Here is a 15720-nt window from a genome sequence, read left to right on the forward strand (position 1 = left end):
CCGACCACCCCCCCCCCCCCCCCAACCCACCCCCCCCCCCCCCCCCCCCCCCCCCCTCCCCCCCCCCCCCCCCCCCCCCCCCCCCCCCGCCCCCGCCTCGTACGCTGCTGTCCCGCCCCCGCCGCCGCGGCCGGTCCCGGAGGCCGGACGGATCGCGCCCGCCTCGGACGGAGCGGGAGCGGTCCGCCGGGCGGACGTCCCGTGCGAGGAGTACGTCCGTTGTCGTCGTCATCCGCCCTGGTCGCGGCCGTGGAGCGCCACCAGGTCGCCGTCTACGTCGGGGCCCTGGCCGCCGGGGGCCTGGTCGGCCGGGGCGTGCCCGAGGCCGGCCCCGCCCTGGCGCGCGTCGTCGCTCCGGCGCTGGCCGCGCTGCTGTACGTGACGTTCCTGCAGGTGCCCGCGGCCGAGCTGGCGCGGTCGGCGCGCGTGGGCAGGTTCACGGCCGCCGCGCTGGCGGTGAACTTCGTCGTGGTGCCGCTGGTGGTCGCCGCGATGTTCCCCTTCCTGCCGCAGGACCCGGCCGTCCGCCTCGGCGTGCTGCTGGTGCTGCTGGCCCCCTGCGTCGACTACGTGATCGTCTTCAGCGGGCTCGCCGGGGGCGACAGCCGGCGGCTGCTGGCCGCCACGCCCCTGCTGCTGCTGGCGCAGATGGTCCTGCTGCCGGGCCTTCTGCCGCTGTTCATGGGTCCGGACCTGGCGGGCGTGGTGGAGGCCGGGCCGTTCGTCGAGGCGTTCGCCGTGCTGATCGCGGTCCCGCTGGCCCTGGCGTGGCTCACCCAGGCGTGGGCGGCGCGGCGGGCGGCCGGCCGCAGGGCCGTCGGCGCGCTGGGCGCGGCGATGGTGCCGCTGATGGCCGCCGTCCTGTTCGCGGTGGTCGCCTCCCAGGCGCCCCGGCTCGGGGACGCCGGCGGCCTGGCGGACGTGGCGCGCGTGGTGCCGTTCTACGCGCTCTTCCTCCTGGTGATGGCGTTCGCCGGGCTCGGCACGGCCCGTCTGTTCCGCCTCGACGTGCCCGCCGGGAGGGCGATCGTGTTCAGCGGCGCGACGCGCAACTCCCTGGTGGTCCTCCCCCTCGCCCTGGCGCTGCCGGACGCGCTGGCCGTCGCCCCGGTGGTCGTGGTCGCCCAGACCCTGGTCGAGGTGGTCGGCATGGTGGTCTACGTACGGGCGGTGCCCCGGCTGCTTCCGCTCCGGGAGTGAACCGCGGCGCCGACGGGCAGCCCGTAGGGTGGGCGTGCGGACCGGGGCCTGCCGGGGCCTTCGGCCGGTGACGGCGCGTTGGGGGAGCGGGGATGGACGGCTGGGAGACGGGCGGGGACGAGGGGCTGGTCCAGCGGTGGTTCCGCGTGCTGCGGGCGTGCCCGGACCCCCGTGTCCGCCTGGTGTGCTTTCCCCACGCGGGCGGCACGGCCGGCTTCTTCCGGACGTGGGCCCGCCATGTCCCGGACGGCGTGGAGCTGCTGGCGGTCCGCTACCCCGGTCGGGAGGACCGGCTGCGGGAGCCTCCGGCGGAGACCATGGAGGCGCTGGCCGACTCCCTCGCCCCGGCGTGCGCCGCGCTGCGGGGCGCTCCCCTGGCGTTCTTCGGCCACAGCATGGGCGCGTCGGTGGCCGCCGAGGTCGCCCTGCGCCTGCGGGCGCGGAACGGAGGGGCGCCGGCGGCGCTGTTCGTCTCCAGCCGGCCGGGGCCGGGGCGGGAGAGGCCGAACGACCTGTTCGCCGCCACCGACGGCGACCTGGTCGACCACCTGGTCCGCCTGGGCGGTTCCGACCGGCGGCTGTTCGAGGACCCGGCGCTGCGCGAGCTGCTGCTGCCGCCCGTACGCGCCGACTACCGCCTGATCAGCCGGCACCGGCTGCCGGTCGACGGCCCCGCGCTGGACGTCCCGGTGGTCGCGTACTACGGCGTCGACGATCCGGGGGTCGACGCGGACGCCCTGCGGGCCTGGTCGTCGCTGACCCGCTCGTCGTTCGCCGTGCGGTCCTTCGCGGGCGGGCACTTCTATCTGGCCGACCGGGTCCCGGAGCTCGTGGCCGACCTCTCCGCCAGGCTCGGCGCGTCGCGGGCCCTCGGCTGAACCCGCGCCCCTGTCGTGGTGGGGGACGCGGACGGGCGGGGCCACGCGTGGCGTGCCGCGTCCGCCCCCACCAGACTGGACGGCATGTCGACGGTCGGACGCAGTGCGGGGCTCCTTCTCTTCCGGGTCACCGGGGCCGGGGACGGCCGGGACGTCGAGGTCCTGCTCGGGCATATGGGCGGCCCGTTCTGGTCGGGGCGCGAGGCGGCCGCCTGGTCGGTGCCGAAGGGCGAGTACGGCCCCGACGAGGAGGCGGCGGCCGCCGCCCGCCGGGAGTTCGAGGAGGAGTCGGGGGTCCCGGTCCCGCCGGGTGAGTGGATCGCTCTGGGCGAGGCCCGGCAGCGCAGCGGCAAGCGGGTGGTCGTGTGGGCGCTGGAGGGGGACCTGGACGTGGCGTCCGTGGCGCCGGGGACGTTCACCATGGAGTGGCCGCGCGGCTCCGGCGTGCGGCGGGAGTTCCCGGAGATGGACCGGTTCGCCTGGTGCACGCCGGAGCAGGCCGCGGAGCGGCTGGTCGCCGGGCAGCGGGTCTTCGTGGACCGGCTGCGCGCTCGGGTGCTCGGCGCGGGCGGCTCCCCCGGGGGTCAGGACCGGGTCTGAGCCCTGGGGTCCGGGTCCGCCGGGCGGCCGTCGCGCAGCTCCAGGACGTCGCCGGCGAAGCGGGCCCGGAAGGCGCGGTCGTGCGAGACGACGACGACCGCTCCCCGGTAGCGGGCGAGGGCCTGCTCCACCTCCTCCACCAGGCTCGGCGCGAGGTGGTTCGTGGGCTCGTCCAGCACCAGCAGATCGGCCGGGCGGGTCACCAGGCGGGCCAGGGCGAGTCGGCGCTGCTGGCCCACCGAGAGCGCCGCGACGGGCACGGCCAGGTCCTCGGGGCGGAAGAGCCCGAGGGCCAGCAGGTCGTCGGCGTACGCGTCGGGGAAGCCGGGGCGGCCCGCCGCGAAGGTGGCGAGCAGGGTGCGCCGGGTCGGCCGGGCGGGGAGCTCCTGCGGCAGGTAGCCGATCCGGGCCCGCCGGTGGACGGTGCCCGTGTCGGGGGCGAGGTCGCCCGCGAGGACGCGCAGGAGGGTGGTCTTGCCCGCCCCGTTCCCCCCGGTGACCAGCAGGCGCGCCCCGGACTCCACCCGCAGGGAGGACAGGCGCAGCCGGTCGCCCACGGAGACGGCGTCCAGGGCGACGAGCGTCCTTGCCCCCTCGCCGCTCTCCGCCGCCGGTTCCGGGCGGCCGGTGAAGGCGAGCGGGGCCGGCGGGGCGGGCACGGGCGAGCGGCGCAGCGCCTCCAGCCGGGTGCGGGCGACCCCGACCCGGACGGAGAGTTTCGCCTCGTGGGAGCGGCGGTGCTTGCCGAAGCCCTGCCTCGGGTCCCTTCCGGTGCCGGCGAGCCGCCGCCCGGCCGCCTCGACCAGCTCCTCGGTGCGGGCCAGCTCCGCCAGGTACTCCTGGTGCTCCTGGGCCCGGCGGCGGCGGGCGGCGGCCTTCGCGGTGCGGTAGCCCTCCCAGCCGTCGCCGTAGCGGGTGACCGTGCGCCGGTCGCGGTCGACCTCCAGGATGACCGAGGTGACCCGCTCCAGGAACGCGCGGTCGTGGGTGACCGCGACGACGGTGCCCCGGTGGGCGCGCAGGTGCTCCTCCAGCCAGCCGACGGCTCGGGCGTCGAGGTGGTTGGTCGGCTCGTCCAGCAGCAGCAGTTCGGGGGCGGCGGCCAGGACGCACGCCAGGGCCAGGCGGGACCGCTCGCCGCCGGAGAGGGTGCCGAGCGCCCGGTCGCGGCCGACGCGGGCGAGGCCGAGGCCGTGCAGGGCCGCCTCGGTGCGGGCGTCCGCCCGGTAGCCGTCGCGGTCCTCGTAGGCGGTGAGGAGGTCTCCGTACGCGGCGAGTTCCGCGTCGGTGGGGCCGGGGTCGCCGGGTGCGCGCGCCGAGAGGGCGGCTTCGGCCTCGCGGATGCGGTGTTCGAGGGCGCGCAGGTCGGCGAGGGCCGCGTCCACGGCGTCCCGCACGGTGCGGGCCGGGCCGAGGGCGAGCGTCTGGGCGAGGTGGCCTGTGCCGCCGGGGAAGCGGACGGTGACCTCGCCGCCGTCCGGCTGCTCGGCCCCGGCCAGCAGGCGCAGGAGGGTGGACTTGCCCGAGCCGTTCTCGCCGATGACGGCGGCCTTCTCGCCGGGTCGGACGGTGAGGGTCACCCGGTCGAGCACGGGGCGGTCCCCGTACGCCTTGGAGACGTCCTTCATGGTCAGTTGAGCGCGGTCGCGCTGGGGGTGCATGGGCGCCTTTTCCCTGGGGCGGCCCGCACCGGCGCGCACGGGGGCGCGGGGCGGGCGTGGATGCCGGACAGCGGTACGGCCGGCGGCGGGCGCGGCGGTGTCAGCCGTTGGGGAGGATGACGGCGCGGCCCTTGACGCGGCCCTCGTGGAGGCGTTCGTAGGCGAGCGGGGCCTCGTCGAGGGAGTACGTCTCCACGTGCACGTCCATCGCCTGGGTGTGCGCCAGGTCGAGGACCTCGACGAACTCCTTGCGCGAACCCCAGTAGGGGGCGGTGACCGAGACGCCGTACGGCAGGGCGCCGAAGCCGACCGGGAGGGCGCCGCCGCCGATGCCGACGATCGTGACGTCCCCGTCCACGCGGGCGACGGCTCCGGCGGTCTTCACGGTGGGCGGCGCTCCGACGAAGTCGAGGACGACGTGCGCGCCGCCTCCGCCGGTCAGCTCCAGGACGCGGGCGGCCGCCTTGTCGTCGGAGAGGACGGTCTCGTGCGCGCCGACGGTCCTGGCCAGCGCGAGCTTGTCCTCGGTGACGTCCAGGGCGATGATCCGGGCGGCCGTCATGGCGCGCAGGAGCTGGATCGCGAGGTGCCCGAGGCCGCCGGCGCCGATGACGACGACGCTCGAACCGGGCGTCAGCTTCGCGCGCGAGCGCACGATCGCGTGGTACGGCGTCAGTCCGGCGTCGGTGAGCGGCACGGTCTTCACCGGGTCGAGGGCGCCGATCGGCACGAGGTGGCGGGGGTCGTCCACGATCATGTACTCGGCCATCGCGCCGGGCGCACCGAGGCCGGGCGGCATGATGCCCAGCTCCGCGGCGCGCGGGCAGTAGTTCTCCTTGCCCTCGGCGCAGTTGACGCAGGCGCCGCAGCCCCAGGGCCCGTACACCGCGACCGAGTCGCCGACCGTGAGGTGGTCGACGCCGTCGCCGAGGGCGGCGACCGTGCCGACGCCCTCGTGGCCCAGGGTGAGGGGCAGCGGGAAGGAGATCTGGTCGGCGGGCAGGCTCATGACCGCGAAGTCGGAGTGGCAGACGCCGGCGGCGGTCACCTTGAGCATGACCTGTCCGGGGCCGGGCTCGGGGTCCGGGACGGTGACGACCTCGGGGGCCGCGCCGACGGCGCGGTACTGGACGGCTCTCATCGGATCTCCTCGCTTGTTCCTGTTCTCTTTGTCGCCCCCGCCGCCCCGGCCCGCCACTCGGGGGTCACGGGGCGGAGTAGCCGCCGTCCACCAGGTGGTAGCTGCCGTTGACGAAGGAGGCCCGGTCGGAGAGGAGGAACGCGGTGAGTTCGGCGACCTCCTCGGCGGTGCCGAGGCGGCCGGCCGGGTGCAGGGAGATGAGGTGCTCGCGGGCCTGGGGGTCCGCGTCGCGCAGCAGCGGGGTGTCGATGAAGCCGGGGCCGACCGCGTTGATCCGGACGTTGTGCGCGGCGTACTCGAGGGCGGCGGTCTTGGTGAGGCCGACGACGCCGTGCTTGGCCGCGACGTAGGCGGCCGAGCCGGCGAAGCCGTTGGTGCCCAGGATGGAGGACATGTTGACGATGGCGCCGCCGCCCGCGGCGAGGATGGCGGGGAGTTCGTAGCGCATCGAGTGGAAGACGCCGCTGAGGTTGGTGGCGACGACGCGGTTCCAGCCGTCGATCGGGTACTCCCCGATGGGGCTGGTGGGGCCCGCGACCCCGGCGTTGTTCACGGCCAGGTGGAGGGCGCCGAAGGTGTCCGCGGCGAACCGCACGCCCGCCTCGACGGAGGCCGGGTCGGTGACGTCCATCGCGACGGCGGCGGCCCGTGCGCCGGCGCCCTCCAGCTCGGTCACGGCCTTGCGGGCGTTCTCCTCGTCGTAGTCGGCGACGACGACGGCCGCGCCGCCGGCGGCCAGCCGCCGGGCGAGGGCGAGTCCGATGCCGGAGGCGCCGCCGGTGACGAGGGCGGTGCGGCCGGCGAACTCGGCCTCGGGGGTGGGGGTCTGGGCAGTGCTCATGGTGTCCTCTCCTCTTCCGGGGTGCTGGTGGTGCTGGTGGTGCTGTCGGCGGGGGTGTGCTGCTCCGGGACCCCGGCCGGGGCGCGGACGCCGAGCAGGTCGGCGCCGAGGGCGTCGAACGCCTCGGTGACCAGCTCGGGGAGGGCGTCGGGGCGGCCCCCGCGCACCCAGGCGGCCTGGGCGGCGAGCAGGGCCCCCGCCCCCGCGGCGACGGTCACGGCGGGCCGGATGTCCCGCCGGGGATCGACGCCGAGTCGGTCCGCGACGATGGCGACCGAGTCCTCCTGGGCGTCCGCCCGGATGTGGTGGAAGGCCGCGTACAGGGTCGGCTCCTCCTCGGCGACGACCAGGAGGTCGAAGATCCGGGGGCGGCGGTGCCAGGGCTGCGCCGCCGGGTCGCCGAGCCAGTCGAGGACGGCCCGCCGGTAGGCGAGGAGCGGGGGCTCCGACGCCGGTCGCGCGCGCAGGGCCGCGTTGATGCGGTCGGCGTCGCCGCGCAGGGAGTCGAGGGCGGCCGCCTCCTTGCCGGTGAAGTAGCGGCTGAACGTACGGCGGTCGACGTCGGCGGCCGCCGCGATCTCCTCGACCGTCACGTTCCGCAGGCCCCGGTCGAGCACCAGCTCGAACGCGGCCCGCGCCAGGGTGTCGCGGGTGCGGCGGGCCTTGCGGCCGCGCCGTTCCGGGATCGTCCGTTCCGGGCACATACGTGCACCGTACACCCATAAATGTCCCCGCGCGACACGAGTCCCACGGGGACATCGGCGGGGGGCGCCCTCCGACGGGCAGGCGCCTCAGACCTCGGGCGCGCGGCGCAGGGCGAGGGCGGCGACGTCGTCGCGCCGGACGCCCTCGGTGAAGACCGCCAGGTCGGCCTGGAGCGCGTCGAGCAGGTCGCCCGGCTCGTGCCCGGCCCACGGCGCGGCGCGCTCGTCCAGGGCGTAGAAGGCCCCGGCGGCGTCGCGGGCCTCGGTCACCCCGTCGGTGACGACGAGGAGCGTCGCGCCGGGCGGGAAGGGGAACGACTCTGCCGTACGGGTCTCCCCGCTGAGCCCGGCGAGGCCGAGGGGCACGTACGTCCGGTGGAGGGGGACCACCGAGACGCGGCCCTCGTGGAGCAGCCTCGGCGGCAGGTGGCCGCAGTTGACCGCCTCCACCCGGCCGTCCCGGTCGAACCCGAGCACCAGCGCGGTCACGAAGCGCTCGGTGTCGCCGGTCTGGGCGGAGAAGGCGTTGTGCCGGACGACGGCGTCCTCCAGGGCCTCCACCACGCCGGCGAGCGTGGCCTCGCGGATCGCCGCCTGGCGGAACGCGGCGATCGCCGCGAAGCCGACGCCGATGGCCGCGAGCCCCTTGCCCTGGACGTCCCCGATGATCACTCGGGTCCCGTGGGGCGACTCGACGACCTCGTAGACGTCGCCGCCGACGAAGCGGTCCTCCTCGATCGGCTCGTAGAGCCCGTGCGCGGAGATGTGGTCGGTCACCACGGGCAGCGGGCGCAGGATCTGGCGCTGCAGGGCCACGGCGGTCGAGCGCAGTTTCGCCCGTTCGGTGGCGTGCCGGATGCGGGCCGCGCAGGCGGCGACCCCGAGGACGCAGGCGAGCACGGCGAAGCCGATGCCGAAGACGAAGTCCCAGAAGGAGCCGTCCGCCCCGGCCCGGAAGCCGACGACGACCGTGGTGATCCACACGGCGACCCAGGCCGTCTGCCGGACGGTGCAGAAGACGGAGGCCAGGGCGGGCACCACGACGAGCAGCGGGACGATCCGCAGGTCATGGCCGGTCGTGACGTCGAGGAGCACGACCAGCGTGGTCAGGGCCGTCAGCCCGCCGAGCAGCGCCCAGTCACTGATCCGGCTCGCCGTCGCCGCGGCGATGGCGGGGTCCGTGCTGGCCAGAGCCCTGTGGCGATTCCGCGCGGCCCGCTGCCTGTGAGCCGCGCGCAGCTTCCCCATGGGCACGGTCCGTCCTCCCGGTGGTCCTCGGCACCGCCCGCGGGTGCGACCGGTCCCTACCAGTGGACCGGGAACCGGGCTCCGGCGCACAGGGGCGGAGGGCCCCGGCGGCGCGCCGAAGGTCCCGTCCGGGCCGCGGGCCCCGGCCCGGTCAGCCCGGTGCGGGCGAGGCGGCGCGGGGCGCGGCGGGGACGAGGGCGGAGAGGAACTCCGTACGCCGGCGGAGCCGGAAGCCCAGCGACTCGTAGAGCCGGATCGCCCCGGTGTTGGAGGCCGACGCGTGCAGGAACGGGGTCTCGCCGCGCTCCCTGATCCCGTGGGCGACGGCCAGCACCAACCGGCCGGCCAGCCCCTGCCCCCGCACCGACGGGTCGGTGCAGACGCCGCTGATCTCGGTCCAGCCGGGCGGGTGCAGCCGCTCCCCCGCCATCGCCACCAGGGCCCCGCCGCGCCGGACGCCCAGGTAGACGCCCAGCTCGACGGTGCGCGGCAGGAACGGGCCGGGGCGGGTGCGCGCCACCAGGTCCAGCATCTCCGGCACGTCCGCCGGGCCCAGCCGCACCGCTTCCGGGTCGGGGGCCGCGGCGACCCCCGCGTCGACCATCTGGACGCCCTCGGCGCGGAAGACGATCTCCCAGTCCTCCGGCGGCGGCTCCCGGAAGGCCGTCAGGGTGATGGAGCCGCCGCTTCCGGCGAGCGCCGCGACGTCGGCCCAGTCCCGCGCGTCGGGGGCGTCGGGCAGCGCGAGCCAGGGGGTGACGTCGACGGGGTAGCGCAGGACGCGGCCGCGGCGCTCGGCGAACCGGGCGTGCGGGCCGGTGAGCGAGGAGCGGGCCGGGTTGTCCAGCGGATGGGGCCGGTGCGGGCGGGCCGGGGGCCCCGGCGCCTCGGTCCGGGGCCGGGCCGCCGGGCGGAAGGCGGGCGCGGCGGTGCTCGCGGGCCCGCCCGCGCCGCTGTCCGTCTCCGCGCGCGCCGTGCCGTACGACGCCTCGTCCGTGTGCTCCCTCGTCATCCCGGTCCCTCTCGCCTCTCTCGCGCCTGCTCGGCGGCGGGCCCTGCGCCGGGCCCGCCATCGACGCAAGGCCGTGCGCCCGTGCCGTATTCCGCGGCGCCCCTGTTGTTCACAGGGCCGTAGCACGACGGGGCCGGACGGCGCGGGTCGGCGGGGCGCCCGCACTCGGGCGGCGGCGAATTCGACTCATCCGTAGACCAATACGCGCCGCTCCGGTCCCAACCGCCCCCCGCCTGTGGCACTCTGGTGGCGACCGCCCCACCGGGCTCCCCCGTACCGGTGGGGCGGTTCTGCGGTCCCTGTCGGACCCGGCCCGTTCGTGACGCCGCTTCAGGGCCGGACGGCGTCCCTTTCCGGCCCTCTCGTTACCTGTGACCGGATCGACCTGATCGCACAGGCATGGGAGCCGAACCTCGGGGCAGGCGAGTAGACCTCACGGCCTACGAGCAGGGGAGCGTGTCGAATGACGATGAACAGTGCGCAGATGACCGGGACGGCGCGGGCGGGCGCCACGGAGGAGCTTCCGTGGATCGAGGATGCCGGGAAGGTCGCCCCGATGGACGCGCGCCGGCTCTCGCGCCTCTTCTTCGACCGCCTCCAGGTCCTGGAGGAGGGCACGCACGCCTACCAGTACGCGCGCAACACGCTGATCGAGATGAACCTCTCGCTCGTGCGGTTCGCCGCCAACCGCTTCCGCAACCGGGGCAGCGGCGACATGGAGGACATCATCCAGGTCGGGACGATCGGGCTGATCAAGGCGATCGACCGGTTCGACCTGTCGCGCGAGGTCGAGTTCACGTCGTTCGCCGTGCCGTACATCGTCGGGGAGATCAAGCGCTTCTTCCGTGACACCAGCTGGGCGGTCCACGTGCCCCGCCGCCTCCAGGAGCTGCGGGTCGACCTCGCCAAGGCGAAGGAGATCCTGGCGGCCGACCTCGACCGGGATCCCACCGTGCGGGAGCTGGCGGAGTACCTGGGGATCGAGGAGTCCGAGGTCACCGAGGGCATCGTCGCCTCCAACGGCTACACGGCGGGCTCCCTGGACATGCCCACCGACACCACCGAGGCCGGGACCCAGCAGACGGCGGGGCGGACCTTCGCCGACGTGCTGGGCGAGCCGGACCCCGCGATGGAGGCCGTCGAGAACCTCCACGCCCTCGCCCCGCTGCTGGGCGAACTGGACGACCGCGAGCGCCGCATCATCGACATGCGCTTCGGCCAGGAGATGACCCAGGCGCAGATCGGCGCGGAGCTGGGGATCTCGCAGATGCACGTCTCCCGGCTGCTGAGCCGCATGTTGGACCGGCTGCGCAGCGGGATGCTCGTCCAGGAGTGACCGACGCCGGACCGACCCGGCCGGGGCCGGGGACCCTCGGTCGGCCCACGCCGGGCCCACGGGGCCCGGCGCGCGCGTCCCCGGCACCACAGCCGCTCCGCCTCGCGTCCGCACGCACCGGACCCCGCCCCCCGGTCCGGTCCGTGCTCCGAGCGGCGGACCACAGCGCCCGTACGGCCCCTCGCGGCCCTACGGGCGCTGTGGTGTCACGGGAGGCCGCGCGTGGTCGCTCCGCCGGCGGCGAGGCGTCCTCGTTGCGGCCGTGTTGCGCCCCGTGACCCGCCGTTGCGGGTTCCTGGCGGGACGGACCGGACGCTTCCGGGACGGTCCGGCGCGCTCTACGGTCCGTATCCAGACCGTCACCGCACCAGGCGAGGAATCCCATGAGCCAGCCCCTCGACGCCGTCACCGCCGGCCACACCCCCGAGGACCAGGAGCGCCAGGAGCCGGGCGCGGCCTGGTCGTTCGAGACGAAGCAGATCCACTCCGGCGCGGCCCCCGACCCGACGACCGGCGCCCGCGCGGTGCCGATCTACCAGTCGTCCTCCTTCGTCTTCCGCGACACCCGGCACGCCGCCGACGTGTTCGCGCTGACCGAGCCCGGCAACATCTACACCCGGATCCACAACCCCACCCAGGACGTCCTGGAGCAGCGCGTCGCCGCCCTGGAGGGCGGGGTCGCCGCCGTCGCGGTGGCATCCGGGCAGGCCGCCGAGACCCTGGCGATCCTGACGCTGGCCGGCGCCGGGGACCACATCGTCTCCTCCCCGTCCCTGTACGGCGGGACGTACAACCTCTTCCGCCACACGCTGCCCCGTTTCGGCGTCGAGGTGACGTTCGTCGAGGACCCGGAGGACCCCGACGCGTGGCGGGCGGCCGTCCGGCCCGAGACGAAGGCGTTCTTCGCCGAGACGCTCGGCAACCCGCGCGGCGACGTGCTGGACGTCCGGGCCGTGGCGGACGCCGCGCACGAGGCCGGGGTGCCGCTGATCGTCGACAACACCGTGCCGACGCCCTTCCTGCTGCGGCCCGTCGAGCACGGCGCGGACATCGTGGTGCACTCCGCGACGAAGTTCCTCGGCGGACACGGCACCACCATCGGCGGCGTGGTGGTGGACGCGGGCACGTTCGACTTCGGCGCGCACGCCGAGCGCTTCCCCGGCTTCCACGAGCCCGACCCGAGCTACCACGGGCTGCGCTACTGGCCGGACCTCGGCCCGAGCGCGTTCGCGGTGAAGCTCCGCGTCCAACTGCTGCGCGACCTGGGCCCGGCGCTCTCCCCGCACTCCGCGTTCCTGCTGCTCCAGGGCATCGAGACGCTCAGCCTCCGACTGGAGCGGCACACCTCCAACGCGCTGGAGCTGGCCCGCTGGCTGGAGGGGCGCGACGAGGTCGCCGCCGTGCACTACGCGGGCCTGGAGTCGAGCCGCTGGTACGAGGCGGCCCGGCGCTACCTGCCGCGCGGCGCCGGCGCCGTGCTCTCGTTCGAGCTGCGGGGCGGGCTGGAGGACGGCCGGCGGTTCGTCGACGGCGTCGAGCTCTTCAGCCATCTCGCCAACATCGGCGACGTACGGAGCCTGATCATCCACCCGGCCTCGACGACGCACAGCCAGCTCTCCGAGGAGGAGCTGACCGCCACCGGCGCGACGCCGGGGCTCGTGCGGCTGTCGGTGGGGCTGGAGAACGCGGAGGACCTCAAGGCCGACCTCGAAGCGGGGTTCCGGGCCGCGAAGGCGGCGTCCTGAACCGGACGGCCGCGCACCGCGCACACCCCCTCCCGCCGGCCTCCGGCGGCCGGCGGGAGGGGGACCCGCCCGGCCGCCTCCGCTGGGCGGCGCTCGCGGACCCGCTGCCCCTGGAGTCCGGCGTCCGGCTGCCGGGGGTGCGCATCGCGTACGAGACCTGGGGGCGGCGGGCGCCGGACGGGTCCAACGCCGTGCTCGTCCTGCACGCGCTGACGGGCGACAGCCACGCGGCCGGCCCCGCCGGGCCCGGCCATCCGACGCCGGGCTGGTGGGACCCGCTGATCGGCCCCGGCCGGGCGCTCGACACCGACCGCTGGTTCGTCGTCGCCCCCAACGTGCTGGGCGGCTGCCGGGGCAGCACCGGCCCCTCCTCGCGGAGCCCGGACGGCACGGCCTGGGGCTCCCGCTTCCCGTACCTGAGCGTGCGCGACCAGGTCGCGGCCGAGGCGGCGCTGGCCGACGCGCTGGGCGTCGACCGGTGGGCCGCCGTCGTCGGCGGGTCGATGGGCGGGATGCGGGCCCTGGAGTGGGCGGTGAGCAGGCCCGAGCGCACCGGGTCCCTGCTGGTGCTGGCGGCTCCGGCCGCCTCGTCGGCCGAGCAGATCGCGTGGGGCTCGGCGCAGATCGCCGCGATCCGGTCCGACCCCGGCTGGCGCGGCGGCGACTACCACGGCGCGCCGCCGGGCGGCGGCCCGCACACGGGCCTCGGGCTGGCGCGCCGCATCGCCCACATCACCTACCGCAGCGCGCCGGAGCTGGACGCCCGCTTCGGCGCGGAGCCGCAGCCCGGCGAGCGGCCGGATCGGGGCGGGCGCTACCGGGTGGAGTCCTACCTCGACCACCACGCGGACAAGCTGGTGCGCCGGTTCGACGCGGGCAGCTACGTGACGCTCACCGGGGCGATGAACGGGCACGACGTGGGCCGGGGCAGGGGCGGGACCGCCCGTGCCCTGCGCCGGGCGGAGCTGCCCGCCCTCGTCGCGGGCGTCGACTCGGACCGGCTGTACCCGCCGGAGCAGCAGGAGCGGCTGGCGGCGCTGCTGCCGGGGGCCGACGGGGTGCGCACCATCGCCTCGCCCTGCGGGCACGACGGCTTCCTCGTGGAGACGGACCAGGTGGGCGCGCTCGTACGGGAGGTGCTGCCGCCGGCCCCCGCCCCCCGGCTCCCGGCGCCGCGCGGGCCCTCCCGGCCCGTGTGAGGGCGCGCCGTCCCCCGTCAGCGCTCCGCGCGGGCGCTCGCCAGGACGGCGGTGTGGACCGCGCGGGCGATGCGCGAGCCCCAGGTCGAGCGGGGTCCGGCGAAGGGGTCGCCGCCGTCGGGGCCCGGTTCGGGGGCGGCGACGCAGACCGCGTCGGTGGGGGTGCCCGAGCAGTCGAACCCGGCGTCCAGGAGCGCCTGCACCTTGGCCTCGGTGGCGGTGGCGACGGCGTTGACCAGGGCGGCGTCGGAGAGCGGGAAGGGGACCGTGACGACGATGTTGACGGTGCCGGGGCCGTGCGGCGCGCCTCCGATGTCGGGGGCCGCCGCCCAGCCCCGTACGCCCAGGCCGCTGGTGGCGGTCGCGGTGACGCCGCCGTCGCTGCCGGTCGCGTACGCCCGGACGTCGGCGGCGGTCATGAGTCCCGCGCCGGGGCCGGTCAGCCCTTCGGCGGCGGCGATCTCGGCGAGGTGCCGGTCCGGGTCGAGGCGGGGGTAGCCGCCGGGGACCTGCGCGTTGAGGATCCACGTCCGGGGGCCGAGGCCGCCGCCGAGGACCGCGCTGCCGCAGACCCGCACGCCGGGGCCCAGCCGCCACACGAGGTGGTGGAGGCGGCGCCCGTCCTCCTGCCGCCGGCGCAGCTCGCCGCGTTGCGCGGGCAGGTCGACGCGTACGGAGCGGATGGCGCACCCCTGGTGGCTCGATGGGCGGCTTCCCTGGGGCCGCCGTGGTCGACCGATCCTACGCGGACCCGCCCCGTTCACCCGATCGGCCTAATGTTCGCGGGCTCGCCCGCGACGGCCGGACGGGGCCCCCGACCGCGCTCGGGGCCGCGTGCCGGGCTTCCGGGAGCCGGGGGCCGGGCGGGTGGGCGGTTGCAGCGCCCATGAGGGTGAGGCGCGATGGAATCCGGACGCGCCACACCTGGTGGAGCCACCCACAGGGCGTGCCCGAGCGAGGAGGGATCGGTCATGGGTGCCGCTGACGGTTTCACGGATTCCGGAGAGCTCGACGGTCTGACCGTGTACGACAACGAAGGCGAGAAGGTCGGCAGCGTGGGCCGGGTGTACGTCGACGACGACACCGGCAAGCCCGACTGGGTGACGGTCAAGACCGGCCTGTTCGGGATGAAGGAGAGCTTCGTACCGCTCGCCGGGGCCCGTCGGGTCGGCTCCGACCTGCACGTCGCCCACCCCAAGGAGCGCGTCAAGGACGCCCCGCGGGTGGACGCGGACGCCCACCTCTCCGTCGCCGAGGAGGAGGAGCTGTACCGGCACTACGGGCTGACCCGCAAGTCCGGCAATCTCGCGGGCGACCGGTCGGGCGGCACGGGCGCGCCGACCGCGGCCGGGACCGGCACGATGGGCGCCGGCCAGGCCGCCGCGGGAGCGGGCGGGCGCGGCGCGGACGCCTCCGCCGGGGCGCGTCCGATGGCGGGCGCCGGTGCGTCCCGCGGGGCCGACGTGAGCGGGAAGGGCGAGATGATCCGCTCCGAGGAGCAGGTCCACATCGGCACGGAGGAGTACGAGAGCGGTCGGGCGCGGCTGCACAAGTACGTCGTGACCGAGGAGGTCTCCCGGACCGTGCCGGTCTCCCACGAGGAGGTCCGCGTGGTCCGCGAACCGCTTCAGCCCGGTGAGAGGTCCGCCGGGACCTCGGACTTCCGCGATCAGGACGTGGAGGTCACGCTGCACGCCGAGCGCGCGACCGTGCGCAAGGAGGCCGTGCCGGTGGAGCGGGTCCGGCTGGAGACCGAACGGGTCACCGAGCAGAAGGAGGTCTCCGCCGAGGTCCGCAAGGAGAGGATCGACTACGCGGACGGCGAGGACGCGGCCGCCGGGAAGGACGACGGCGAGTTCGGCCAGGGGCGGCGGCGCCGCTGACCCCGGCGCATCGGTGGCCGTGCGGCCGCTCCCATGTCCTCGGCCGCCGGGCGGGCTCGTGACTCCGAGTCCGCCCGGCGGGCTGTCCGGGCGCCCCCGGCGGCCCCTCCGCGTGCCGCGCGCGGTGCGCGGTGCGCGGGAGGGCCGCCGGGGGCGGGGGGGGGGGGGGGGGGGGGGGGCCGTCGCCCCAGATCCAAAGACTTCCTCCCCGTCCCCAAAACCGAGGGGAGAACCACACCCTTTTGTCCTCCACACCAAAAGAGGGGGTGACC

General features: G+C 76.3%; 14 protein-coding genes. 7 read left to right on the forward strand and 7 right to left on the reverse strand.

Going from position 1 to position 15720, the window contains the following annotated elements:
• Positions 1 to 219 precede the first annotated feature (219 nt).
• From ACZ6EJ_RS26530 to ACZ6EJ_RS26540, 3 genes are all read left to right on the forward strand, one after another.
• A complete protein-coding gene (locus ACZ6EJ_RS26530) occupies positions 220 to 1200 on the forward strand; it encodes a bile acid:sodium symporter (RefSeq protein WP_469270622.1) in 981 nt (326 codons plus the stop codon).
• 92 nt (positions 1201 to 1292) lie between these two features.
• Entirely contained in the window at positions 1293 to 2078 is a 786-nt protein-coding gene (locus tag ACZ6EJ_RS26535) for a thioesterase II family protein (protein WP_469270623.1), read from the forward strand.
• Between the two features lie 84 nt (positions 2079 to 2162).
• Positions 2163 to 2678 (forward strand): NUDIX hydrolase, encoded by a 516-nt coding sequence (locus ACZ6EJ_RS26540; RefSeq protein ID WP_469270625.1) that lies wholly within the window; start codon positions 2163 to 2165, stop codon positions 2676 to 2678.
• On the opposite strand, the gene abc-f is transcribed toward ACZ6EJ_RS26540, so the two are convergent.
• The 6 genes from abc-f to ACZ6EJ_RS26570 all read right to left on the reverse strand — a co-directional run bounded on the left by abc-f (position 2663) and on the right by ACZ6EJ_RS26570 (position 9285).
• Positions 2663 to 4339, reverse strand: coding sequence for a ribosomal protection-like ABC-F family protein (abc-f, locus tag ACZ6EJ_RS26545; protein ID WP_469270626.1), 1677 nt, complete (start codon positions 4337 to 4339; stop codon positions 2663 to 2665). The genes ACZ6EJ_RS26540 and abc-f overlap by 16 nt on opposite strands.
• 100 nt (positions 4340 to 4439) lie before the next feature.
• Positions 4440 to 5480: an NAD(P)-dependent alcohol dehydrogenase gene (locus ACZ6EJ_RS26550; protein WP_469270627.1), complete on the reverse strand. Its 1041-nt coding sequence runs from the start codon at positions 5478 to 5480 to the stop codon at positions 4440 to 4442.
• A 64-nt stretch (positions 5481 to 5544) separates the two neighbouring features.
• Positions 5545 to 6321, reverse strand: a complete 777-nt coding sequence (locus ACZ6EJ_RS26555) for an SDR family NAD(P)-dependent oxidoreductase (RefSeq protein ID WP_469270628.1) — start codon at positions 6319 to 6321, stop codon at positions 5545 to 5547.
• A complete protein-coding gene (locus ACZ6EJ_RS26560; RefSeq protein ID WP_469270629.1) occupies positions 6318 to 7025 on the reverse strand; it encodes a TetR family transcriptional regulator in 708 nt (235 codons plus the stop codon). Before ACZ6EJ_RS26560 ends, ACZ6EJ_RS26555 begins: the two co-directional genes overlap by 4 nt.
• Positions 7026 to 7112: 87 nt before the next feature.
• A complete protein-coding gene (locus ACZ6EJ_RS26565; RefSeq protein WP_469270638.1) occupies positions 7113 to 8273 on the reverse strand; it encodes a PP2C family protein-serine/threonine phosphatase in 1161 nt (386 codons plus the stop codon).
• Between the two features lie 151 nt (positions 8274 to 8424).
• Positions 8425 to 9285: a GNAT family N-acetyltransferase gene (locus ACZ6EJ_RS26570; protein WP_469270631.1), complete on the reverse strand. Its 861-nt coding sequence runs from the start codon at positions 9283 to 9285 to the stop codon at positions 8425 to 8427.
• A 463-nt stretch (positions 9286 to 9748) separates the two neighbouring features.
• On the opposite strand from ACZ6EJ_RS26570, the gene ACZ6EJ_RS26575 reads away from it, so the two are divergent.
• The 3 genes from ACZ6EJ_RS26575 (at position 9749) to metX (ending at position 13565) form a co-directional block, all read left to right on the forward strand.
• Complete coding sequence (locus tag ACZ6EJ_RS26575; RefSeq protein ID WP_469270632.1) at positions 9749 to 10621, forward strand: RNA polymerase sigma factor SigF; 873 nt, start codon at positions 9749 to 9751, stop codon at positions 10619 to 10621.
• Between the two features lie 383 nt (positions 10622 to 11004).
• On the forward strand, positions 11005 to 12366 hold the full coding sequence (locus ACZ6EJ_RS26580) for a bifunctional o-acetylhomoserine/o-acetylserine sulfhydrylase (protein ID WP_469270634.1): 1362 nt from the start codon (positions 11005 to 11007) through the stop codon (positions 12364 to 12366).
• On the forward strand, positions 12363 to 13565 hold the full coding sequence (gene metX, locus ACZ6EJ_RS26585) for a homoserine O-acetyltransferase MetX (protein WP_469270640.1): 1203 nt from the start codon (positions 12363 to 12365) through the stop codon (positions 13563 to 13565). The genes ACZ6EJ_RS26580 and metX overlap by 4 nt, the downstream gene beginning before the upstream one ends.
• Positions 13566 to 13582: 17 nt before the next feature.
• On the opposite strand, the gene ACZ6EJ_RS26590 is transcribed toward metX, so the two are convergent.
• Entirely contained in the window at positions 13583 to 14227 is a 645-nt protein-coding gene (locus ACZ6EJ_RS26590) for an adenosylcobinamide amidohydrolase (protein ID WP_469270642.1), read from the reverse strand.
• 309 nt (positions 14228 to 14536) lie between these two features.
• Between ACZ6EJ_RS26590 and ACZ6EJ_RS26595 the strand changes: the two genes are divergently transcribed.
• A complete protein-coding gene (locus ACZ6EJ_RS26595) occupies positions 14537 to 15448 on the forward strand; it encodes a PRC and DUF2382 domain-containing protein (RefSeq protein WP_469270636.1) in 912 nt (303 codons plus the stop codon).
• Positions 15449 to 15720 lie beyond the last annotated feature (272 nt).

The sequence above is a fragment of the Streptomyces sp. NPDC041970 genome, from assembly GCF_055588985.1.